22 protein-coding genes and 1 pseudogene are annotated in these 21763 nt (G+C 69.7%); 8 read left to right on the top strand and 15 right to left on the bottom strand.

Annotated features, from left to right (window positions below):
- Positions 1–28 precede the first annotated feature (28 nt).
- Complete coding sequence (locus H2Q94_RS08245) at positions 29–676, bottom strand: TetR/AcrR family transcriptional regulator (RefSeq protein WP_243793762.1); 648 nt, start codon at positions 674–676, stop codon at positions 29–31.
- 328 nt (positions 677–1004) lie between these two features.
- Positions 1005–1697 carry a polyamine aminopropyltransferase gene (locus tag H2Q94_RS08240; protein ID WP_243793761.1) on the bottom strand — a complete coding sequence of 231 codons (693 nt, stop codon included), beginning with the start codon at positions 1695–1697 and terminating at the stop codon, positions 1005–1007.
- A 233-nt stretch (positions 1698–1930) separates the two neighbouring features.
- Here H2Q94_RS08240 and H2Q94_RS08235 point away from each other — a divergent pair, with 233 nt between their 5' ends.
- On the top strand, positions 1931–2137 hold the full coding sequence (locus tag H2Q94_RS08235; protein ID WP_243793760.1) for a hypothetical protein: 207 nt from the start codon (positions 1931–1933) through the stop codon (positions 2135–2137).
- Between the two features lie 278 nt (positions 2138–2415).
- On the top strand, positions 2416–2787 hold the full coding sequence (locus H2Q94_RS08230) for a hypothetical protein (RefSeq protein WP_243793759.1): 372 nt from the start codon (positions 2416–2418) through the stop codon (positions 2785–2787).
- A gap of 11 nt (positions 2788–2798) precedes the next feature.
- On the opposite strand, the gene H2Q94_RS08225 is transcribed toward H2Q94_RS08230, so the two are convergent.
- Positions 2799–4241: an aromatic amino acid ammonia-lyase gene (locus tag H2Q94_RS08225; RefSeq protein ID WP_243795607.1), complete on the bottom strand. Its 1443-nt coding sequence runs from the start codon at positions 4239–4241 to the stop codon at positions 2799–2801.
- Positions 4228–4392 carry a hypothetical protein gene (locus H2Q94_RS08220; RefSeq protein WP_243793758.1) on the bottom strand — a complete coding sequence of 55 codons (165 nt, stop codon included), beginning with the start codon at positions 4390–4392 and terminating at the stop codon, positions 4228–4230. Before H2Q94_RS08220 ends, H2Q94_RS08225 begins: the two co-directional genes overlap by 14 nt.
- 70 nt (positions 4393–4462) lie before the next feature.
- Between H2Q94_RS08220 and H2Q94_RS08215 the strand changes: the two genes are divergently transcribed.
- Positions 4463–4765 carry a putative quinol monooxygenase gene (locus H2Q94_RS08215; protein WP_243793757.1) on the top strand — a complete coding sequence of 101 codons (303 nt, stop codon included), beginning with the start codon at positions 4463–4465 and terminating at the stop codon, positions 4763–4765.
- Positions 4766–4787: 22 nt separating this feature from the next.
- On the opposite strand, the gene H2Q94_RS08210 is transcribed toward H2Q94_RS08215, so the two are convergent.
- From H2Q94_RS08210 to H2Q94_RS08200, 3 genes are all read right to left on the bottom strand, one after another.
- Entirely contained in the window at positions 4788–6002 is a 1215-nt protein-coding gene (locus H2Q94_RS08210; protein ID WP_243793756.1) for a cytochrome P450, read from the bottom strand.
- 147 nt (positions 6003–6149) lie between these two features.
- On the bottom strand, positions 6150–6800 hold the full coding sequence (locus H2Q94_RS08205; RefSeq protein WP_243793755.1) for a TetR/AcrR family transcriptional regulator: 651 nt from the start codon (positions 6798–6800) through the stop codon (positions 6150–6152).
- A 304-nt stretch (positions 6801–7104) separates the two neighbouring features.
- Positions 7105–8388, bottom strand: coding sequence for an MFS transporter (locus H2Q94_RS08200; protein ID WP_243793754.1), 1284 nt, complete (start codon positions 8386–8388; stop codon positions 7105–7107).
- 257 nt (positions 8389–8645) lie between these two features.
- Here H2Q94_RS08200 and H2Q94_RS08195 point away from each other — a divergent pair, with 257 nt between their 5' ends.
- Positions 8646–8903: a hypothetical protein gene (locus H2Q94_RS08195; RefSeq protein WP_243793753.1), complete on the top strand. Its 258-nt coding sequence runs from the start codon at positions 8646–8648 to the stop codon at positions 8901–8903.
- A 75-nt stretch (positions 8904–8978) separates the two neighbouring features.
- On the opposite strand, the gene H2Q94_RS08190 is transcribed toward H2Q94_RS08195, so the two are convergent.
- Complete coding sequence (locus H2Q94_RS08190) at positions 8979–9821, bottom strand: metal-dependent hydrolase (RefSeq protein ID WP_243793752.1); 843 nt, start codon at positions 9819–9821, stop codon at positions 8979–8981.
- A gap of 607 nt (positions 9822–10428) precedes the next feature.
- Positions 10429–10815: pseudogene (locus H2Q94_RS08185) on the bottom strand (cupin domain-containing protein); the annotation flags it as partial.
- A 52-nt stretch (positions 10816–10867) separates the two neighbouring features.
- On the opposite strand from H2Q94_RS08185, the gene H2Q94_RS08180 reads away from it, so the two are divergent.
- The gene (locus H2Q94_RS08180; protein WP_243793751.1) at positions 10868–11839 is read left to right on the top strand and encodes a helix-turn-helix domain-containing protein; all 972 of its coding nucleotides are present in this window, start codon (positions 10868–10870) and stop codon (positions 11837–11839) included.
- A 125-nt stretch (positions 11840–11964) separates the two neighbouring features.
- On the opposite strand, the gene H2Q94_RS08175 is transcribed toward H2Q94_RS08180, so the two are convergent.
- On the bottom strand, positions 11965–13317 hold the full coding sequence (locus H2Q94_RS08175; RefSeq protein WP_243793750.1) for a sugar porter family MFS transporter: 1353 nt from the start codon (positions 13315–13317) through the stop codon (positions 11965–11967).
- 153 nt (positions 13318–13470) lie between these two features.
- On the opposite strand from H2Q94_RS08175, the gene H2Q94_RS08170 reads away from it, so the two are divergent.
- Positions 13471–14688, top strand: coding sequence for an ROK family transcriptional regulator (locus H2Q94_RS08170; protein ID WP_243793749.1), 1218 nt, complete (start codon positions 13471–13473; stop codon positions 14686–14688).
- A 49-nt stretch (positions 14689–14737) separates the two neighbouring features.
- The gene (locus H2Q94_RS08165; RefSeq protein ID WP_243793748.1) at positions 14738–16207 is read left to right on the top strand and encodes a sulfatase family protein; all 1470 of its coding nucleotides are present in this window, start codon (positions 14738–14740) and stop codon (positions 16205–16207) included.
- A 55-nt stretch (positions 16208–16262) separates the two neighbouring features.
- Here the strand turns inward: H2Q94_RS08165 and H2Q94_RS08160 are convergent, their stop codons facing one another.
- Positions 16263–16457, bottom strand: a complete 195-nt coding sequence (locus H2Q94_RS08160) for a DUF397 domain-containing protein (protein ID WP_243793747.1) — start codon at positions 16455–16457, stop codon at positions 16263–16265.
- Positions 16454–17320, bottom strand: coding sequence for a helix-turn-helix domain-containing protein (locus H2Q94_RS08155; RefSeq protein ID WP_243793746.1), 867 nt, complete (start codon positions 17318–17320; stop codon positions 16454–16456). Before H2Q94_RS08155 ends, H2Q94_RS08160 begins: the two co-directional genes overlap by 4 nt.
- A gap of 497 nt (positions 17321–17817) precedes the next feature.
- Between H2Q94_RS08155 and H2Q94_RS08150 the strand changes: the two genes are divergently transcribed.
- Positions 17818–18111, top strand: a complete 294-nt coding sequence (locus tag H2Q94_RS08150) for a hypothetical protein (RefSeq protein ID WP_243793745.1) — start codon at positions 17818–17820, stop codon at positions 18109–18111.
- Positions 18112–18237: 126 nt separating this feature from the next.
- Here H2Q94_RS08150 and H2Q94_RS08145 read toward each other — a convergent pair whose 3' ends face one another.
- The 3 genes from H2Q94_RS08145 to H2Q94_RS08135 form a co-directional block, all read right to left on the bottom strand.
- Positions 18238–19458 (bottom strand): cytochrome P450, encoded by a 1221-nt coding sequence (locus tag H2Q94_RS08145; RefSeq protein WP_243793744.1) that lies wholly within the window; start codon positions 19456–19458, stop codon positions 18238–18240.
- A 172-nt stretch (positions 19459–19630) separates the two neighbouring features.
- The gene (locus H2Q94_RS08140; RefSeq protein ID WP_243793743.1) at positions 19631–20836 is read right to left on the bottom strand and encodes a cytochrome P450; all 1206 of its coding nucleotides are present in this window, start codon (positions 20834–20836) and stop codon (positions 19631–19633) included.
- Between the two features lie 143 nt (positions 20837–20979).
- The gene (locus H2Q94_RS08135) at positions 20980–21609 is read right to left on the bottom strand and encodes a TetR/AcrR family transcriptional regulator (RefSeq protein ID WP_243793742.1); all 630 of its coding nucleotides are present in this window, start codon (positions 21607–21609) and stop codon (positions 20980–20982) included.
- Positions 21610–21763 lie beyond the last annotated feature (154 nt).

Raw genomic sequence — 21763 nt, 5'->3', positions numbered from 1 at the left:
GCTGAAAAGTCCGATGTGGACGGAGAAATCACCGCGAGGCGGCGCGGCCCACGCTCTCGATCACTTGGGACACATGCTCGACGAACCGCTCACGGGACACGGCGATCCGCTCCCCCAGCCAAGCCTGGTAGAGCTGCGCCAGGGACCCGAAGATCGCCAGCGCGTTGAGCCGCACGTCCTGCTCGTCGGACCGCTCGCCGCCGAGCTCGGTGCTGCGCATCAACGCCGCGATCGTCAGGGTGAACTCCTCCACGAGTTCCATGCCCCGCTCGGCCAGTTCGGGCGCGGCCAGCGACTCGATGAACAGGACGCGGCCGAGCCTCGGGTCGGAAGTGACGAACTCGGTGAACACGCTCACCAGGTGCCGTACCGCGTCGAGCCGCTGCGCGGGCGCCTGCTCGACCGCGGACAGCAGCACGTCGCGCGCCCGCTCGACCGTCGCGTCCAGCACGGCGATCAGCAGTTGTTCGCGGCCGGCGAAGCTCTCGTAGAAGTACCGCTCCGTCAGTCCCGCTTCCCGCGAAACACCGCGCATGGTGACCGACTTGGCCCCGTCGCGGCCCATCAACTCGAACCCGGCGTCGATCAGCTGCGCACGCCGCCGAGCCTGCCGATCGGACGCGTCCACACCACGCCACACGCGGTGCGGAGCAGTGGAATCCGAACGACCGGCCATCCGCCCATGTTGGCACGTCACGCCCCCGCGTCCCGCCACGACCACCGCCACAGGTGAGCCCGTGCACACCGAACCGCCACCAGGTGAATGTCCCCCTCCGCCCAATAAGACCGGTCAAAGGAGCGTTCACCCACCGCGTCCGGCGAGGTGAACGTCCCCGCGCAGCACTGGAAGAACTCCGCACAGGGATCGGGCGACGAGTTCTTTCAGGGCTTCGTCCGCGCCCGCGTAGATCTTCCGCATTCGCGAGTCGCCGAACATGCGCGCGATCGGGTATCGAGGGTGTAGCCGTAGCCGCCGAACAGTTGCGGGGAACCGTCGTCGGGAGTCAGCGCCGGGCGACGTAGACCGTGTTAGAGCCGCGCGGACCGCCGTAGGGGTTGTCGAAGGCGACCACGTGCGCCCGCACGGTCGCGAAGACCTCGGCGAGCGCGGCGCTGAACTCCTCCGACGGCGGATCATCCGACCACAGCGCGAAAACCCCGTCCGGGTGCAGGTGCTCGGCGAGCCGCCGCAGGCCGGACGGGAGGTAGAAGCCGGCGTGCCCGGTGTCGAGCACGTTGGTCGGCGAGTGATCGATGTCGAGCAGGATCGCGTGATACCGCTGTTGCGGCGGCTCGGCGGCCCAGGCGAAGAAGTCCCGGTGCACGAAGCTGGTCCGCTGGTCGGAGTTGAGCTCGTGGCCCAGCGGCAGCAGCTCCCGCCGGTGCCAGTCGATCACCGCGCCCAGCGCCTCGGCCACCTGAAGCGACCGCACCCGCTCATCGGCCAGCGCCGCGACCGCGGTGCAACCGAGCCCGAGCCCGCCCACCAGCACGTCCAGCTCCGAGCCGGTGACGGCGGCCAGCCCCAGCCGTGCCAGCTCCTCCTCGGCGACGGTGAACACGCTCGACATCAGGAACTCGTCGCCGAGCTTGACCTCGTACACGTCCACGCCGAGCGCCGGATCCAGCCTGCGCCGCAGGCTCACCTCCCCGATCGGCGTCTCCTGCCAGTCGAGCTCTTCGAAACGTCGTCCCACCCGTCGGCCTCCCTCAGCTGTTCGTCCCACCTTGAAGCATCCAGCCGTGGCCCGTCCGGGCGGGCTTACCCGCGCCTCGTGCGCGGCGGGCACGGGCGCTCGGACAGTGGTTCGCCGCGTCCCACGACGGTCTGCCGTTCAGGGGACCCTCGGCCGAGTGATCGCACGAGCGACGGGTGCGAGTCCGTGGAACCTTGCCCGCGGAATTGATCCCGGAAGCAAGGAGCGGATTGATGCGTCACGCAGCGAACCGATCGGCGGTCGTCGCCGGAATCACCGCGGTGCTGATGTGCTCGGCACTGGGCCTCGCCCAGGCGGAACCAGCGCAGGACAACAACGTCGGTCCGCTCGACCTGGTCGCCAGCGGAATCCAGACCGGCGCCGGCTTCGCCAACGATGTCGCGGACGCGCTCAGCAGCGACTCCAACGGGTCCGAGTAAGCGCTCCGGGTGCGCCGCCGTGGTCGAACTCCCGGCGGCGCACCCACCCGGACCTCCGTGCGAAGGTCCGTGCCGGAAACGACGTGGTCCATACCGCGCGCAGGCTCCTAGATCGCGGCCAGTTCCGGACCGGAAAACTGGCAACAGCCCCTCCACCAGGCACTTTCCACGCTCCTGCGCGCGTGAACATCGCAGCCGGACGACCATGACCACCACAATGGACGGCAGCGCCGAGGTTGCGACGCAGCAAGGTCATCGTCGACCGCACCGGAGGACCGATGGGTTCGTTCGTCCAAGCGTGGTTCGTGGCCATCGCACTGCTCCTGCTGGGCGGTGTCGGGCTCGTCCAGTCCGCGCCCATCGGCGACGATCACCTGACGGTCCGCTGCGGAAACCAGGTCATGCGTCCGGACCAGTCCTGCCACATCGTCGCCGGGGACGGCATCGGCCGGCTCGTCGACTACGCGGAACAGCGCAGGACTCAGCAAACCGGGCACAGCCTGCACCTCGTCCGGACGGCGCTCGGCGGTGCCGCGTTCCTGTTCGGCGTCGGACTCGCCGCGACCCTGATCGTCGTGAAGCGCCGCGGCCCGCTCGACGGTGACGCCCTCGCCCGGCTCCACGGGCGCACCCTCCGACCACACCGGTGAACACCGCCGGTTCAGAACCGCACCAGGTCGTCCAGCACTTCTCCGGCGCGGCCGATGTCCTCGGTGAGCGGGCGATCGTCCACGCTCGGGTCCAACGTCTCGGCGGCCAGCTCATAGGCGGCGCGCACCGGCAGGTCCACCAGATCGGCCTCCCGCATCCGCAACGCGCGGACCGCCGCCACCAGCTCGCAGGCGAGCAGTCGCCGGTAGGCGACGGCGGCCGCCGTCGTCGCCCGCGCGGCCTGCGTGGAGAAGCTGGCGTGGTCCTCCAACCCGCGTGAGACCACGGCGGTGCCGAGCGTCGCGGGCAGCGCCGCGTGGCGCAGTTCCGCGAGCGCGTCGTGCGCGACGTACTCGAGGATCATCACTCCCGAACTGCCCGCCGGACCGGCCGCGAGGAACGGCCGCAGCCCGGTGAACTCGGGCTCGACGAGGTCCCCGAGCCGCGCGGCGGAGAGCTCCGCGACCTGGTGCACGGTGGCCCGCACCCAGTCCAGCGCGGAGGCGACGTAGGCGGTGTGGAAATGCGCGTGGTGGTAGGCGTCGCGGTGCACCACCGAGATCATCGGGTTCTCGGTGCCCGCGTTGATCTCGATCGCGAGCACGTCCCGCAGGTAGTGCACGGCGTCCACCGCCGCGCCCTGCACCTGCGGATACGCGCGCAGGCCGAACGGGTCCTGGATGCGCCTGCCCGGTTTCGGCGTGCTGTCCAGGCCGAGCAGCCGCCGCATCTCCGCGGCGCACCCGACCTGACCGGCATGCGGACGGGCTTCGTGCACCGGCGTCGCGTAGGCCTCCGGGTTTCCGTCCAGCGCGACGTAGGTCAACGCGGCGACCACGTGGCTGGCGCGCGTGAGCCGCTCCAGGTCGAGCGTCGCGAGCGTGGCCTCGGCCAGCGTGGCCGCGTTGCTGCTCATGAAGGCCAGCGCGTCGCCCTTGAGCATCTCCACCGGGGCGACGTGCCCGGTGAGCCATGGCCGCTCCCCGACCAGCGCGAGCGCCGTCTCCGCCAGCGGCGCCAGGTCTCCGGTGCCGATGGCGCCGAGCCGGTGCACCAGCGGGATCGCGCCGACGCGCACCGCCTCGGCCAGCGCGGTGATCAGCGCGGGGCTGATCCCCGCGCGGCCCGCGACGAGCTGATTGAGGCGGATCAGCAGCATTCCCTTGGTCTGCGCGACGGACATGGGCTCGCCGCTGCCACCGGCGTGGCTGCGCAGCAAGCGCAGCGCGTGTTCCGCCGAGTCGCCGTCCTGCACCAGGTCGTCCTTGTTGGCGCCCACCCCGGTCGTCCTGCCGTACACGACGCGCTCGGTGCTGAGCTCCTCGGCGAGCCGCCACGAGTGCTCCGCCACCCGCAGTGCCGCCGTCGACAGGTCGATCTGCAGCGGCCCCGTCGTCCGCGCGGCATCGACCACATCGGCGCAGCGCAACGTGCGGCCGTCAACCCGGATCACCATCGTCTCCTCTGTCCCTGGTCCGTCGGTACGGCTCCAGTATGGACAGCTCGGCGAGCGCCGGACCCGCACGGAGTTCCGGATCACCGGACGGCGAGAACAGCAGGCTCACCGGCGCCGTCCGCGGGATCACCGCCCACGGCCGCGCCACGACTTCGCGGTAGGTTCGGCGGTGCCGCCCGGTCCAGCCGGGGCCGTCGTAGTGGAACAGGAGAACCCGCGTGCTCGCACTCGTTGCGTCCCTCCAGGTCAAGCCCGGTCACCGGGACGGCTTCCTGGCCGCCATCAGGGCCGACGCCGAAGCCTCCGTCGCCGACGAACCCGGCTGCGTGAGCTTCGACGTGGCGGTCGACGCCGAGGACGACCACCACTTCATCCTCTACGAGGTCTACCGCGACCACGCCGCGCTCGAAGCCCATCGCGCCGCACCTCACTTCGCGGCCTGGACCGAGGCCGCCGCGGAGCACCTCGTCCCGGACGGCCGGAAGGTCACCATCACCGAACGGCTGCTGCACGAGCACTGATCGCACGCCCGGGCCGCGACGTTCACCACGTCACGGGCAGTTCGTGCACCCCGTAGACGGCTCCGTCGTGCTTGAACGGGATGTCGTCGAGGCCGGCTGCTAGGCGCAGGCCAGGGATGCGGCGGTAGAGGGTGCCGTAGACGACTTGGAGTTCCATCCGAGCCAGGCCCTGGCCGAGGCATTGGTGCACGCCGAAGCCGAAGGCGACGTGGCTGCGCGCGTCTCGCTCGATGTCGAGCCGGTCGGGGTCGTCGAACACGGCGGGGTCGCGGTTGCCGATGTCGTTGGGCACGACCAGCCCATCGCCCGCGCGGATGACCTGACCGGCGATCTCGATGTCCTCCAGCGCCACCCGGCGGCGCCCGTTGTGCGTGATGTTCAGGTAGCGCAGCAGTTCGTCGACGGCCGAGGCGACCCGCTTGGGGTCGTCGCCGTCGCGCAGCGCGGCGAGCTGCTCGGGATGCTGCAGCAGCGCGAGCGTGCCGAGCGCGATCATGTTCGCGGTCGTCTCGTGCCCCGCCAGCAGCAGGAGCACCCCCATCTGAGCCGCGTCGCGCCGCGTGATCTCCCCCGCCTCGACCCGCTCGCCGAGGCGCGAGAGCAAGTCGTCACCGGGCGCGGCCAGCTTCTCGCCCACCAAGTCGTCCAAATAGGACTCCAGCCGCCCGTGCGCGGCGGCCCGCTCCTCCGGCGGTATGGCCAGGCTGATGAGCATTTTGCTGTTGTCCTGGAAGAAGTCGTGATCCGAGTAGGGCACGCCGAGCAGCTCGCAGATCACCAGCGACGGCACCGGCAGCGCGAAGTCCCGCACCAGGTCGGCAGGCTTCGGACCGGCGAGCATAGCGTCGATCCGGTCGTCGACGATCCGCTGCACGGCGGGCCGCAGCGCTTGGGTCCGCTTGATCGTGAACGGACTCGCCACCATCCGCCGCAGCCGCGCGTGCTCCGGGTCGTCCATCAGAATGAAGCCGATGCCCGGGCCACCCGGCCGGACCGGTGCGGAGCTCGGATAGCCGGGCTTGGTGATGTCGGCGCTCACCCGTGAATCCCCCAGCAGCGCCCGCTGTTCCGCGTACCGCGTCACCAGCCACGGGGTGCTGCCGTCCCACAGCCGCACCTTCGCCAGCGGAGCCCCCTCCTGCATCGGCCGCAGCGCGGGCGGCGGGTCGAACGGGCATCCGGTGGCCCGAGCCATCGGGTATTCCGGAATCTCCGGCTGATTCACCGTGCTGGTCATCGTGCTCCTCTTCCATTTCCTGCCAACGTGATCCACGCGCGTCCGGCCGGTTATCGCCCGCACGCGAAAAGCCATCCGGGACGACACCGGAAGTCCACAATGGCCTCCGGATGCCTCAAGACCTCGATGCTCGCGGAACGTTCCGCGTCAGGAATGCGGCGTGATCGGGGCGAGCCACAGGCCGCACAGGGCATCGATCAGCCCCGTCGCGGCGTCGCTCCAGCTGGCCCGCGGCGTCCCCGTGCCCTCCGCGAGCGCGCGTTCCCGTTCCGCGGACACGTGCACCATGAGCTGCCGGGCCATGTCGCCGCGCTCCGCGCGCACCTCGTCGGTCATCGCAGGCAGGCACCGGTGCAGCCCGTCGATGATCTGCCGCAGCGACGGCGCGCTGAGCGCCTCCTCGATCATGATCGGACGCAGCGCCGGATCGGTCATCACCTGCGCGCCGAACCGGGCGAACCAGGTCGGGCTGCCCAGCTCGGCGAGGTGCTCAACGCTCGGCCGCACCAGGCACGCCACCCAATCCCGCACGCCCGCCCCGTCGCCGAGCTCGGCGACCATGCGGACTCTGATCGCCTCGACCGGTTCGGAGCGCTTGCGCACGATCGCCCGAACCAAGTCGGTCTTGGTGCCGAAGTGGTATCCGACGGCGGCGTTGTTGCCCTGCCCTGCGGCCTCGCTGACCTGCCGGTTGGACACGGCGATCACGCCGTGCTCGGCGAACATCCGCTCCGCCGTGACCAGGATCGACTCCCGAGTCTCCTCGACCCGCTCACCACGCACCGTGCGATTCGCCATGCCCACAACCCTCCTCGAACCGCACGCCGGCCACGGCCCGACGCCCCGCGACGACCTCTCAGCAGAGCTCTCTCCCGCTCGTCCCCAGTCAACCGCCGACACCCTATTAAGTCAAGCGACTGAGCAAATCCCTGCCGCTTCGGGGCATCAGCACCGATCGACGCTTTGCGGCACGGGGCTCGATCATGCAGATCCAACACTCCGCCTGGCGGTGGGCACCACGGGGGTTTCCGTTGCTCTGAGGGGAGTTCGTTGTGGGCCTGGGCGTCGGCGGGTTCCGTTGCAATGCGGTGTTCGGCTCATCTCATCGCGTTGCGAGTTCGCGGTGCTCGGCTTGTTCGGCACCGCGGAGGACGGCCGGGGTCACGGTGCGGAGGAAGGGGATGGCGGTGGCCAGGACGATCGCGGCGAACACCGCGAACGCGGCTCGTGCGCCGAAGAACTCCGCGAGCAGGCCGACCGCTGCGGCCCCGACGGGCATGGCTCCCCAGCTGAACAAGCGGGCGACCGCGCTGTAGCGGCCCATCAGCTCAGCGGGAACCAGGTACTGGGCGATGGTGCGGGCGTTGATCGCCCACAAGGTGCCGCCCATGCCCCCGAAGAACGCGCCCGCCGCCACGACCCACATGTTCGTCGTCAACGCCGGCGCCGCCACCATCGCGAACGTCCCGATCAAATCCGCGAACAACGCCCACCGGCGACCGATCAGCCGATTCACCGCACTGACCGCCAACGCACCGACCAGCCCACCAACACCCAGCGCGCTGAGCACCATGCCGTACTCGCTCGGACTCAACCCCATCACCGACGTCGCCACCAACGGCATCAACGCCAGCCACGCACCCCAGCACGAGCACAACGCCGTCAGCACCAACGCCATCAACCGCAACAACCGGTGCCGCCACAAAAACCGCAACCCGTCCCGGATCTGCCCGCCCACGCTCCGCACCGGAGCGTCCACGGACCGCGCCACCCGGAAACGCCCGACCAGCAACACCAGAATCCCCGTCGCCACCACATAACCCGCAGCCGTGGCACCGAGCGCGAACGCACTGCCCGCCGTCACCAGCAGACCACCCACGAACGGACCGCAGAACTCGTTGCACACCGTCTCCGCGCCCGTCACCCACGCGTTCGCCCGCTCCCGCAACCGAGGCCCCACCGCCACCGGAGTCAACGCCATCGCCGACGTCAACGCGATGACCTCGGCGACACCGAGCACCGAACCCGCCAGGTAGAGCAACGGCAACGTCACCGACTCGGCGCTGTAAGCGGCCAGCAGACCGGCCAACGCCACCAACCGCATCGCGTTCGCCACCCACAACAACCCGCGCCGATCGAACCGATCCACCAGCACACCCACGTGCAACGCCGTCACCAACCACGGCAACGTCAACGTCAACGACACCCCCGCCACCGCCGCAGGCGAACCCGTCAACGACGTGGCCAGCAACGGCAACGCGATCTTCGTGACACCATCCGCCAGATTCGTCACCGCCGTGAACAGCACCAACACCACCGTGTTGCGCCCGCTGACATCACGCGACGGCATCACCGCTTCGGGACGACCCGCGATTTGATCGGTCATGCCGTGAACCTCCAAGTAACCGGCGTAACGGTTTAGCCGGATACTATGCGTCTCGATCGCGGCTCGCTAGCAGGCGAACCGGTCACGCCACCGGCGACGACACGTCGGCAGCGCCATGACGCGAGAGGAAGCCCGCCCCGGAATCTCGGCGGGTCATCGGGCGAATGTGACTTCTGACGTAGAAGCCCTGATCCAGACGGCCTACTAATGAGGTGAACACCAACGATTACGGACCATCGCAAGGAGGTTTTCCCATCATGGCAACGACTTCCACACATGGAGCCGTCGGTCGCCCGGCTTGCGGGCACTTCCGGAAGCGGGTGCGCACCGGGCTCGGCCCGTTCGTGTGGTCCGCACTGATCATCGTCGCTTCGATCATCGAGACCTGGCAGTCCCCGGCGGAGCGGGGGCTCGCCGTGCTCACCCTGGTCCTCGTCGGCATCGGCGTCATCGTCGCCGCCGTCCTGGTGCTCCGCACCGGCGACGAGGAGGACCAGCCGGGAGAGGAGAAGTGAGCGCGCCCGGCTCGGAGCACCGCTCGGCCCCGAGGCCGCACGGATCACCGGCGGTCTCGGGGCCGCAGCCGTGGATCATCCCAGCGCGCGGGCGAGCTCCGCGGCGTCCGGGACCAGCAGTGCCGTGACGAGCACCAGGCATACGAGCTCGATGGATCGTTCGATCTTCTTGCCGCCGCGGGAACCGACGCTCCAGCGCATCGACTTCGGCAGCACGTGGCCGCGTCGCCAGCGCGCCCCCGAACAGCGGGCGCTGGGCTTGCGGCTGCACTTGGCGCAGCGCCGGCGGATGGGGAACGTCCAGCAGATTCCGCTGCGCGTCGCCGAGTCGCCCACCGAGTGCACGATCATTCCCATGGTGATCGAGACCCCGGCGAACCAGCCCAGTTCCGCCATCGCTCCCGCCAGCGCCAACGAGCAGGTGATCGCGCCCGCCGCCAGCAGCGCCACCGGGTCCTGATCGGTGCACAACCTGCGCCGCACCCATCGCGGACCGGACCGGGAGAGCGCGCTGATGCCGGGCGCCAGCACCAGGATCATCGCGATGCCCGTCACCCACGGAGTCAGCAACGCGCCGAGAGCGACGAGCAATCCCAGCGACACCGCGAAAATCGGCGTGTGCACCAAACCTCGGTGCTCACCGTCACCGGTGGGGTCGTGCGGTAACCGGGTCCGGCCGTATGTGGTGCGCGCCAGGAGCTGAAAGCACTCCCCCACCAGCGCGGTGACGCGTCCGCCGCTGCGGTAGGCCGTCGCGCCGTCGGCGTCGAGGTCCGGCAACAGCGCGGCGCCGGCGCCCAGCAACGCACCCACCGCCGTCCCCGCCACTCCGAGGTCAGCGCCGGTGAGCGCACCGATGGTGCTGCTCGACGCCGCTCCCGCCAACGCTCCCGTGCACGCGTGGCCGCCCGCTTCCATGGTCCTGTTCGCTCCCTCCGCTACGGCACTGCGGCCATGCGGACGAACGCGACGCTCGCCCGAACGGCGTAGCGCCGGAAACCAGGGCCGCCACTTTCCCGTTGCGACCCAAGGGATATTGAACATGATCTTGAACCGAGCCGGTGCGGCAGCCGTCGATTTCACCCACCCCGACGCAAAGTTCCCCCATTCACTGCGGCGAACGAGCAACGGCGCCAAGGAGGCATCTCAATCACTGCCTTGCCAATGACGAAGCCGAGCCCATACGGCGAAGCCGACTCCTGGCGGCGAAGCCGTGCCGTTGGCGGCGAAGCCGAGTCCCTGCGGCGAAGCCGACTCCTGGCGGCGAAGCCGTGCCGTTGGCGGCGTAGTCCGCGAAGGGCGGGCGAAGCCACGCCTGCTCTGCGGCCGAAGGCCGTGCCTGTATGTGCGAAGCACATAGCCCACGTCAAGAAGCCGACCACCCGCGGGTTCTCAGCTGTCTTCTCGCGAGGACAGCTTTTTCCCTCGTGGCGGAGCCACTAGGGAAAAAGATCCCGCAGCGAGAAGACAGCTGAGGTTCCGCCACCCGACCACCCAAGCAAAACGACCGGGCATCACCCCCGAACACCAAGTGACCAGCGGTGACGTCGATGTGGTCTGGTACCTCGTCGTGGCGGTCGCCGACGGAGAGCGTTCCGGTCGGCTCCACCAGCAGCACCGCCGCGCCCTCCTTCGACGACGGCTTGTGGAAGGTGCCGCGCGGCACCACGAACACCGAACCGCGCGGCAGCGTCACGTTCCGCTCCCCAGCCTGCTCGCGCAGCGCGATGTCGATTTCACCGTCCAGCACCAGGAAGAATTCGTCGGTGTCCAGGTGCACGTGCCACACGTGCTCGCCGTGGAACCGGGCCAGCCGGATGTCGTAGTCGTTGAGGTAGGTGATGATCCGCGGGCTCCACACGGCGTCGAATCCGTCCAGCGCGGCCTTGAGGTCGATCGGGTTCGTGGTCATGACCACGATCCTCGGCTTGGTTCCGGATCACCACGAGTGCTAGGAATCGCACATGCCGCAAGGATCCTCGCACCGGGTCGTGGTGCTCGTCGACGAAGGCTCGAACCCGTTCGAGATGGGCGTGGCCACCGAACTGTTCGGCCTGCGCCGCCCCGAACTCGACCGACCTTGGTACGACTTCGCGGTGTGCGCGGCGCGGCCTCGGGTGCGGATGCACCTGGGCATGTTCACGCTCTCCGACGTCGCCGGTCCGGAGGCCGCGGATGCGGCGGACACGCTGATCGTGCCCAACCGGCCCGACCCGGAAGTGCCCGCCTCGCCCGGAGTTCTCGCCGCGATCGAGTGCGCGGCCCGGCGTGGAGCACGGCTGGTGAGCTTCTGCACCGGAGCCTTCACGTTGGCCGAAGCGGGCGTGCTGGACGGCCGCCGCGCGACGACGCATTGGCGCTGGGCGGCGGAGTTCACGCGGCGATTCCCGTTGGTGTGCTTGGAACCGGACGTGCTGTTCGTCGACGACGGTGACGTGCTCACCGCGGCGGGCAGCGCGGCGGCGCTGGACCTCGGGCTGCACCTCATCAACCGCGACCACGGCGCGGAGATCGCCAACGCCGTGAGCAGGCGGCTCGTGTTCGCCGGTCACCGCGACGGCGGCCAGCGGCAGTTCGTGGAGCGCCCGATACCGGACGTCCCGGACACGTCGCTGGCGCCCGCGCTGGATTGGGCACGCGCGCACCTGGATCGGCCGCTGACCGTGGCGGAGCTGGCGGCGCGACTGGCGACCAGCCCCGCGACGCTGCACCGGAGGTTCCGCGCGGAACTCGGCACCACACCGCTGGCGTGGCTCGCCACCGAGCGGATCGCGCTGGCCTGCCGCCTCATCGAACGCGGCGAACTCCGCTTGGACCGGGTCGCCGCAGCCAGCGGCTTCGGCACCACCGCCAACCTCCGCAGCCGGTTCCGCAAGCACACCGGCCTCGCCCCGTCGGAGTACCGCCGCCGCTTCGGCGCGGTTCCTGCGGGCTGAGCGGCCACCTCAGGTGCCTGTCCCGTTCGCCCGGCCCCACCGGTCGAACGGGACAGGCCCTCCGTTGGCTTTGTCGTGGATGACCCGTTCGACCGAGGCGGCATTCACCTGACGGGCCGTGGGCGCTATCCCGTGAGTTCGAGGTCTTCGAGGCTGCGGCGGGAGGTTTCTCGCACGCAGAAGAACGTGAACACCAGCGCCAGCACGGCGAAGCCGGCGAAGATGCCGAACACGGCGCCCGCTCCGAACACCAGCAGCACCGGGAAGAACTGGGACACCAGCAGGTTCGCCGTCCAGTTCACGAACGAGCCGACGCCGACTCCCATGGTGCGCACGCGAAGCGGGAACTGTTCCGGCAGCAGCACCCACATCAGCGGCCCCCAGCTCAGCGAGAACGCGACCTTGAACACCGCCAGGCAGATCACCGCACCGGTCGCACCGGCCACGCCGTCGAGCAGTTCGCCGCCGAACAGCACCGCGAGCACCGTCATGCTCAGCAGCATCGCGGTGCCGCCGATCAGCAGCAGGCGCCGCCGCCCCACCCCGTCGACGACGCGCGCCGTGACCAGAGTGGTGACGATGGACAGCGCGCCGAGCCCCACGCTGTTGAGCAGCGCGGCGCTGTCGCCGAAACCGGCCGCCTGCAGGATCGTCGGCGCGTAGTAGACGATCGTGTTGATGCCGATGAACTGCTGCAGCAGGGCCAGTCCCACCGCGATCAGCAGCGGGCGGCGCAGCGCCGGAGTGAGCAGTTCGCGCCACCGCGCGCGATCGCCGCTCGGTTCGGCGTCCTTCGTGCGCTGGATGTCGGCGAGCACCCCGTCTGCTTCTCCCTCGCCGACCTGTTTGCCGAGGACTCGCCGTGCCTCGTCGGGACGGCCGTGCGCGACCAGCCAGCGCGGCGTCTCCGGCGACCGGGACACGCCGATGAACAGCAGCAACGACGGCACCAGCGCGATGCCGAGCATCCAGCGCCACGCGCCCCACGGCGACAGCAGCAGGCTCGTCAGGTAGGCGGCGAAGATGCCGATGGCGATCATGAGCTGGTTCAGCGTGGCGATGCCGCCGCGGTTGCGGGTGGGCGCCAGCTCCGAGAGGTACGTCGGCACCACCACCGAGGCGATGCCGACGGCGAGGCCACCGAGCACCCGGGCGGCGACCAAGGTCGCGACGCCCGGCGCGACCGCCATCCCGACCGCCGAGATCCCGAACACGGCCGCCGCCAGTTGCAGGATCGGCCGTCTGCCCCACCGTTCCGCGAGCGCTCCCGCGACCAGGCTGCCGATGATGGCGCCGAACATCAGCGAGCTCACCACCAGGCCCTTCGTCCACGGCGTCAAACCCAGCGCCGGGCCGATGAACAGCAGTGAACCCGCCGCGATGCCCTGGTCGTAACCGGCGAGGATGCCACCGAAGGAACCGAAGAAGAACACGGAGCGCGCAGCGGCGGACGAGCTCGGCGATCGGGATTCGGACATGTGCGGCTCTCCAGTGGCATCGCGGTGTTCCGGCGGATCAGTGCGATGGAGAGTGGCACCGGCCCCGATTTACGTCAACGCTCGGTCAGAATGTGGACGCAATTTTGACGGAGCCCGTTCGTAAATGGAGCAACGCCGGGATACGCTGCGGCCATGACCGACTCCGCACCGACCGCGCTGCACCGGCTGCGCCAGAGCAACGCGGAACGCGTGCTCGGTTGCCTGCGCAGGCACGGCGAGCTGAGCCGCGCCGCGGTCGCCGAGCACAGCGGGCTGTCCCGCACGACGCTCTCGGCGATCCTCGGCGACCTGATCCGGCGCGGAGTGGTCGTGGAGACCGAACTCCCGCCGTCGAACCGCCGTGGCCGGCCCACCGGCGGCCTGATGCTCAACCCCGCCGCAGGCCACTACCTCGGGCTGGAGCTGGGCCGCAGCCGCATCCGGCTGGTGCTCGCCGACGCCGCGCACCGGGTGCAGGCCCGTGATGACCTGGCCTACGGCTCGGCGCGCAGCGCGACGGACCGGTTGGCGCTGGCCGAGCGCGCCGTCCGGGACGCCGCCGACCGCCACGGCGTCACGCTGGGAACGCTCGCCGGGATGGGCGTCGGCTCCACTGGCCCAGGTGAGCTCGTGCTCGCCCCCGCAGCCGGACTCGGCGAGCCGGCGGGGCTTCGGGGACGGGAGCTGATCGCCGACCGGCTGGCCCGCGCGTTCGGGGTTCCGGTGGCCGTGGACAACAACACCCGGCTCACCGCGCTCGCCGAAGCGACCTGGGGCGCGGCGGCCGGGGCCTCCGACCTGCTCTACGCGCACTTCTCGCACGGCACCGGCGGCGGACTGATCATCGGCGGGCAGTTGATCCGGGGCACCGGCGGTGTCGCCGCCGAGCTCGGGCACCTGTGCGTCGATGAAACCGGGCCGGAGTGCTGGTGCGGTGGACGCGGCTGCCTGGAGCGGTATGCCTCGGTCCCCGCGGTGCTGCGCGCCACCGGGCACCGGCGCTGGCCGGTGCTGCGCGACGCGCTGGAACGGGACGGCGCCGAAGCCGAAGCGGTGCGCGCCGCCGGGGAGCACGCCGGGGCGGCGCTGGCCGCGATGTGCACGGCGGTGAACGCGGGCCGGGTCGTGCTCGGCGGCGAACTCGCCGAGCTGGGCGAACGCTTCCTGCGTCCGCTGCGCGAGTCGTTCGCCCGGCGCGCGATGCGGTCGCTGCGCGGCGACGTCGAGTTCGGCACCGCCACCACCGCGCCGTGGGGCGGAGCGCTGGGCGGGCTGGCGCTCGCGTTGCACGAATCTCCGCTGCTGGCCCGCTATCCGCTGCCACAGCACCAGGAGCAGGCCGCCGCGCCGGACGCCGAATCCGGCGGCTGACCCGATCCCGCACCCGACCGCCGACGCCGCTTCCGCGAGGAGTTCCCCCGTGCCGCGCAACATGCTCTTCCTGATGACCGACCAGCACCGGATCGACACGCTCGGCTGCTACGGCGACCCGGACGCCGTGCACACCCCGAACCTGGACGCGCTGGCCGCGAACGGCACCCGCTTCGACAACTGCTTCACCCCCACCGCGATCTGCACGCCCGCCCGCGCGAGCCTGCTCACGGGCTACGCCCCGTTCCGGCACAAGCTGCTGGCGAACTACGAGCGCAACGTCGGCTACCTGGAGGACCTCGCGCCCGATCAGTTCACCTTCGCCGAGCGGCTCGCCGAACGCGGCTACAACCTGGGACTGCTCGGCAAGTGGCACGGCGGCGTGCAGCGCAACGCGGCCGACTACGGGTTCCAGGGGCCGGACCTGCCGGGCTGGCACAACCCCGTGGACCACCCGGATTACCTGGCATATCTGGAAGAACACGGCCTTCCGCCGTACTCGATCCGGGACGAGGTGCGCGGTACCGCGCCCAACGGCAATCCCGGGAACCTGCTCGCCGCACGGCTGGATCAGCCGGTGGAGGCGACGTTCGAGCACTACCTGACCACCCGCACCATCGAGATGCTGCACCGGTTCGCCGCCGACGAGTCCACTTCGGACATACCGTTCTTCTTGGCGACGCACTACTTCGGGCCGCACCTGCCGTACCTGCTGCCGGACGCGTACTACGACATGTACGACCCGGCCGAGATCGAACTGCCGCGCTCGGCGCAGGAGACCTTCGAGGGCAAGCCGCCGGTGCAGCGCAACTACAGCGCGCACTGGGCGTTCGACACCATGTCGCCGGAGGACAGCCGCAAGCTCATCGCCGTCTACCGGGGCTACGTGACGCTCATCGACGAGCAGATCGGCCGGTTGCGCCGCGCGATCGACGAGCTCGGGCTCGCCGAGAGCACCTCGATCATGTTCACCGCCGACCACGGCGAGTTCACCGGCGCGCACCGGCTGCACGACAAGGGACCGGCGATGTACGACGACATCTACCGCATCCCCGGCATCGTGTCCGTGCCCGGCGAATCTCCGCAGGTGCGGGAGGAGTTCGTCAGCCTCACCGACTTCACCGCGACCATCCTGGAGCTCGCGGGCGAGGACCCCGCGCCCGCCGTAGACAGCCGGAGCCTGCTGCCGCTGGTTCGCGGCGAGCAGCCGGAATGGGCGCCGGACCTGGTGGCCGAGTACCACGGCCACCACTTCCCGTACCCGCAGCGGATGCTGCGCGACGCCCGCTACAAGCTGGTGATCAACCCCGAGTCGCACAACGAGCTCTACGACTTGGAGCTCGACCCCGACGAACTGCACAACCGCTACGAGCATCCCGAGGTCCGCGAGGTCCGCAACGCGATGCTGCGCCGCCTGTACGCGCTGCTGCGGGAGCGCGGCGACAACTTCTACCACTGGATGACCAGCATGTACCCCGTCGGCGAAACGGACTACGACCCGACGCTGAGCTCGTTCTGAGGCAACGCCTCCTTTGACCGAGCAGGCCGGTCAAAGGAGGCATGCACCGCACGGTTCAACCGTCGAAACGACCGGACTTGAGCGCGCCGACGAACGCGGACCACTGGCCGGTCGTCGCCGTTAAATGGCCCGCCGCTCGATCCTTGGTGTCACGAACCGCAGCGCCATCCACCGCCCGGCCGACCTCGACGCAACTGGTCTGCTGGGCCGACCTGCTGGACTTGCGCCAGCCACTGGGCTCATCGCTCATGATGCTCCTTCCAATTCGGTGATTCGCCGGGCGATGACCTTCGAGGACTGAGCGACGGTCATTGCTGCCCGCGAGACGTTATCGACGGCCTGCTGAAAAGCCGCGATGTCCTCAGGCTCGGCGAGGAATGCGGACGAACTGACATGTTCCAGGTGAACGATCGGCCCGGCTTTCGGAAACTCGAAGTAGATGAACGATCCGCCGAGCGCCGCGTTCCACGTCGTCAGGTCCGCGGGAACTACCTGAACCGTCACGTTGGGCCGCTCGGACATCGTCGCCACGTGGCGCAGCTGGTCGGCCATGACCTCATCTCCACCGAGCTTCTTCCACAACGCGGACTCCTCGATGAACGCGTGGAACGCAGGTGAGCCGTTCCTCCTCATCAGAATGTCGCGACGGCCGACCCTCATCGCGACGCGCGCGTCGACTTCGTGCGAGGGCATTCCGCCCATGACAGCGCGGGCGTAATCGGAGGTCTGGAGAAGTCCGGGGATCAGGATCGGCGAGATGTCCGTGATCGACGTCGCGGTGCGTTCGAACTCCATCAGGTCGGTCAGCTCGTGGGCGATGCCGAGTGAGCCGGCCGAGCCGGATTTCAGCCAGTTCCCGCCGCTTTCGTGCTCGCGCGCCATCTCGATCAGCCGGTCGCGCTCGGCTTCGGATGTGCCGAGCGCGGTCATGATCGAGGCCACCTCTTCGGGTGATGGTGATCGAGCAGCCTGTTCGTTGCGCGTGTATTTCGAGTGGTGGCCGCCGATTCGGTGCGCCAGTTCTCGCACCGTCACCCCGGCGCGCTCACGTATTTCACGCAGCTCGGCGCCCAGCGCGCGGTTACGCGGTGATCCGGTCCTGTTGCGGCTCATGCACCAAGCCTAGATCGTCGCAGCTCCACTGGGGCGACATCACCCAAAGGAGTCATCGCCATGTTGGCGCAGCTGGCGCTAACGTTGCCGCACCAACGAGGCTCCACGCGGATACCTCACCGGTTCTCGAAACTTGTTATTACAAAGCACGAAAACCCTAATCGGGCATCTTCCAAGCGCCCATTACGCGTGTGCACTTCGTAAGACGAATCGAAGATCTGGCGCACCTGTTGCAGGTGGCGCAAAGACGACTGGAGAGTGGTGCGGATGACCATCGGCGTGGTCCTCGGCTTGGTGGCGTGGGTGCTGGTCTTCGGGCCGATGTTCCTGTTGTGGTGGCTGCCCGGTGCTCGCGAGGACGACTCATGAGCGCGTCGGGGGGCGGTCCCGGGTCGGCCTGGATCACGTCGGAGTGGTGTTCGACGTGGCACCTCAGCAGCAGAACCGCGCGAGGGACGGTGATCGTGTCGGCGTGCGGGCACCCGTTGTCCGGTCGCATGTCGCGTGTCTTCGATCAGCCGCCGCCGGTGGACGCCCGCGAGGTCTGCCAAGCCTGTTTGGCCGCCACCAGCACTGAACCGGGCACCGTCCGGTTCCCCGTATTGGAGGAGGCGCTCGTGGTGATGAGCGAACACCGCTCGTTCCGCGCGACCGCGCCGCCGGGTCCCGATCCGCCGATCAAGTGGCCGGAGACCGACCCCGACGCACTCGGAGTCCGCGCGAACTCACGGACACGTCCTATGTGGACCGGCCTGCACGCCGCGCGCGCCTCGATCGCACAAGTGGCCTGATTCCCCCAGAACGCGGCCTGCCGTCCCGCCTCCTCCCCCGAGCGGCGGCAGGTCGTACGTCCGGCCGGTGCTCGCTTCTTCCCCGACTCCGGGCGAGCACCGGCCGGACGCCCCCCGCGCTCGGGATCACCAGGCGACGTCGAGCTTCTTGAGGTTGTAGACGAAGTGGTACGAGCGGAACTCGATCTCGTCGTCCGGCGTGACGGTGCGCAGGTTCGGGAAGCGGCGCAGCAACGCGGGGAACGCCGTGCACATCTCCATTCGCGCCAGCGGAGCACCGACGCAGTGGTGCACGCCGTGGCCGAAGCCCAAGTGGTTGATCTGCTTGCGGGTGATGTCGAAGGTGTCCGGATCATCCACCAGGTCGTCGTCCCGGTTGGCCGAAGGCAGCGCGAACACCACGGTCGAACCCGCGGGCACGAGCTGACCCGCGATCTCCACATCGGTCGTGGTCACTCGCGGCGCACCGGAGTGCACGATGCTCAGCCAGCGCATCAACTCCTCCACCGCCGGGGCGACGCGTTCCGGGTCATCGCGCACCAGCGCCAGCTGGTCGGGGTGGCGCAGCAGCGCGAGCGTGCCGAGGCCGAGCATGCTCGCCGTCGTCTCGTGCCCGGCGACCAGCAGCAGGCTCGCGATGCCCGTGAGGTCGGGCGCCTCCAAAGCATCGCCGTGCTCGCGCACCAGCATGCCCAGCATGTCCTCGCCCGGATCGGCCTGCGCCCGCTCCACCAGCTCGCGCATGTACGCCCGCTGATCGATGTTGTTCTGCGCCCGCTCCGGGCCGGGCAGCGAGGTGTCGAGCGCCTTGCCGGTGCGCTCCTGGAACTCGGCCCGGTCTTCGTAAGGCACGCCCAGCAACTCGCAGATCACCAGCGACGGCACGGGAAACGCGAAGTCCGCGAGGAGGTCGCGCGGCGCACCGGCCCGCTCCATCGCATCGAGGTGGTCCTCGACGATCTCCTCGATCCGGGGCTGCAACCTCCGCATCCGCCGCACCGTGAACTCGGGCGTGAGCATCCGCCGCAACCGGGTGTGCTCCGGCGGGTCGTAGCTCAGCAGGTTGCCGCGGTTGAGCTCGGCGGCCTCCTCCGGGGGAAGGCCGAAGTCCGGGCGATGTTCGGCGTTGCTGAAGCTCGCCGCGTCGCCCAGCATCGCCCGCACGTCGGCGTGCCGGGTCACCAGCCAGGCGTCCGCGCCGAACGGGGTCGTGAAACGCAGGATGCCGCTGCTCGCACGCACCTGAGCGACGTCGGGAACGGGGTCGAACCCGTTGCGCCGCATGTGCAGCGGCAGTTGCGGGCTGGGAGATGCGTCGGCGGCTGCGCTGTCCGTCGCTGAGGACATGGACTCTCCTGGTCTGTCGAGGGGAACCCGTTCGACCTTACAGCGATGAACACTCTCCGTCGTCGCAATAACACCGCGCGTGATTGATCGACAGGTGGTTTTGCCCGAAAGCAGGAGTCGAATGACCCGTTCGCCCGCCCACGAAAGGCGAACGGGTCCATCGGCCGACCGACTACCAGGCGACGTCGAGCTTCTTGAGGCCGTAGACGAAGTGGTACGAGCGGAACTCGATCTCGTCGGCGGGAGTCGCGGTGCGCAGGTTCGGGAAGCGGCGCAGCAGCGCGGGGAACGCCGTGCACATCTCCATCCTGGCCAGCGGTGCGCCGAGGCAGTGGTGGATGCCGTGGCCGAAGCCCAGGTGGTTGATCTGCTTGCGGGTGACGTCGAGGGTGTCCGGGTCGTCCACCAGCTCGTGGTCGCGGTTGGCCGCGGGCAGCGCGAACATGACGATCGAGTTCGCGGGCACGACCTGGCCGGCGATCTCCACGTCGGTGGTCGTCACCCGTGGCGCACCGGAGTGCACGATGCTCAGCCAGCGCATCAACTCCTCCACCGCCGGGGCGACGCGTTCCGGCTCGTCGCGCACCAGCGCCAGCTGATCGGGGTGGCGCAGCAGCGCGAGCGTGCCGAGGCCCAGCATGTTCGAGGTGGTCTCGTGCCCGGCGACCAGCAGCAGGCTCGCGATGCCCGTGAGGTCGGCCGTTTCCAGGTCGTCGCCGTGTTCGCGCACCAACATGCCCAGCATGTCCTCGCCCGGATCGGCCTGCGCCCGCTCCACGAGCCCGCGCATGTACGCCCGCTGCTCGATGTTGAGCCGCACCCGCTCGTCGTCGGGCAGCGAGGTGTCGAGCGCCTTGCCGGTGCGCTCCTGGAACTCGGCCCGGTCTTCGTAAGGCACGCCCAGCAGCTCGCAGATCACCAGCGACGGCACCGGGAGCGCGAAGTCCGCGACCAGGTCGCGCGGCGCACCGGCCCGCTCCATCGCGTCGAGGTGGTCCTCGACGATCTCCTCGATCCGAGGCTGCAACCTCCGCATCCGCCGCACCGTGAACTCGGGCGTGAGCATCCGCCGCAGCCTGCTGTGCTCCGGCGGGTCGTAGGTGAGCAGATTGCCGCGCCGCAGCTCGGCAGCCTCCTGCTCGGAGAGGCCGAAGTTGGGGCGCTGCCAGCTGTTGCTGAAGCTCGCCGCGTCTCCGAGCAGCGCGCGGACGTCGGCGTGCCGGGTGACCAGCCAGGCCTCCGCGCCGAACGGAGTCCTGACCTGGGCGAGACCACTGCCCTCCCGCACCTCGGCGAGATCGGGAACGGGATCAAAACCGTTGCGCCGCATGTGCAACGGGAGGTCCGGCGTGGTGGGTGCGTCGGTCGCTGAGGACATGGGCACTCCTGAGTTCGGGAAGGGAACCCGCCCGACGCTACCTAAACGAGAAACGACTCTCACTTAATCCGTCTGTGAATTTCCTGAGCATCCGGGCGCCGACCGCCCCAGCCGCACCAGCGCTCCCCCACGTTCGCGCCGACTCAGCAGCCGGTTTCCGCGCCCGGACACGGCAATTCCCCCGCCACGGCCGCACGGCTGCCGTCGAGCAGCAGCGCGAGATACCGCCGCCAGCCCTCCGGCGCACCGGTGGACCTCTCCGCCACGCCACTGCCCGCCGCCGCCAGCACCATCACCACGAACGCCGTGAGATCGCGCTCGACCAGATCCGCACGCGCCCGCCCGTCGCGCTGCGCGCGGCGCAGCACCTCGCCCATCGGCCCGAGGAAACGCGGCACCACCTCCGCCATGGCCACGCCCGATTCCCGCACGGCGTGCAGCAGCGCCTTGTTCTCCACCACCGTCGCCAAGCTGTCGGCCAGTCCCCGGCTCAGCCCTCGCCAGGCGTCGGGGTCGGCGGCGGCCTCGTGCAACAGCGGCTCGATCTCCTCGGTGAAGTACTGGTCGAACACCGCGTGCACGAGCTCCTGCCTGCCCGCGAACCTGCGGTACAGCGTGGCCAATCCCACCTCGGCGCGACGCGCGACGTCCTCCAGCCGGATCGCCGGGCCGTGCTCGGCGAGCTCCGCCCGCGCGGCGGCCAGGATGCGCAGGTGGTTGCGCTGCGCGTCGGACCGCAGCGCACGCTTCGGCGGATCACTCGAATCGGACACGCGCACAGCATGCCGGACCGCGCCGACTCGGCGAGAACCCCTCCGACATGGGCCGAACGCATGCACGACGTTGCAACACGCCTTTGTTCCATGTCTTGTCAGCAGTGACTCGAGCAAGCCCACCACCGGCGGGTTCTCAGCGGTTTCCTCGTGA

This window comes from Saccharopolyspora gloriosae (genome assembly GCF_022828475.1).
Classification (GTDB): domain Bacteria; phylum Actinomycetota; class Actinomycetes; order Mycobacteriales; family Pseudonocardiaceae; genus Saccharopolyspora_C; species Saccharopolyspora_C gloriosae_A.
Note: the sequence above shows the minus strand (reverse complement) of the source record. Positions and strands in the feature narration are given on the sequence as shown.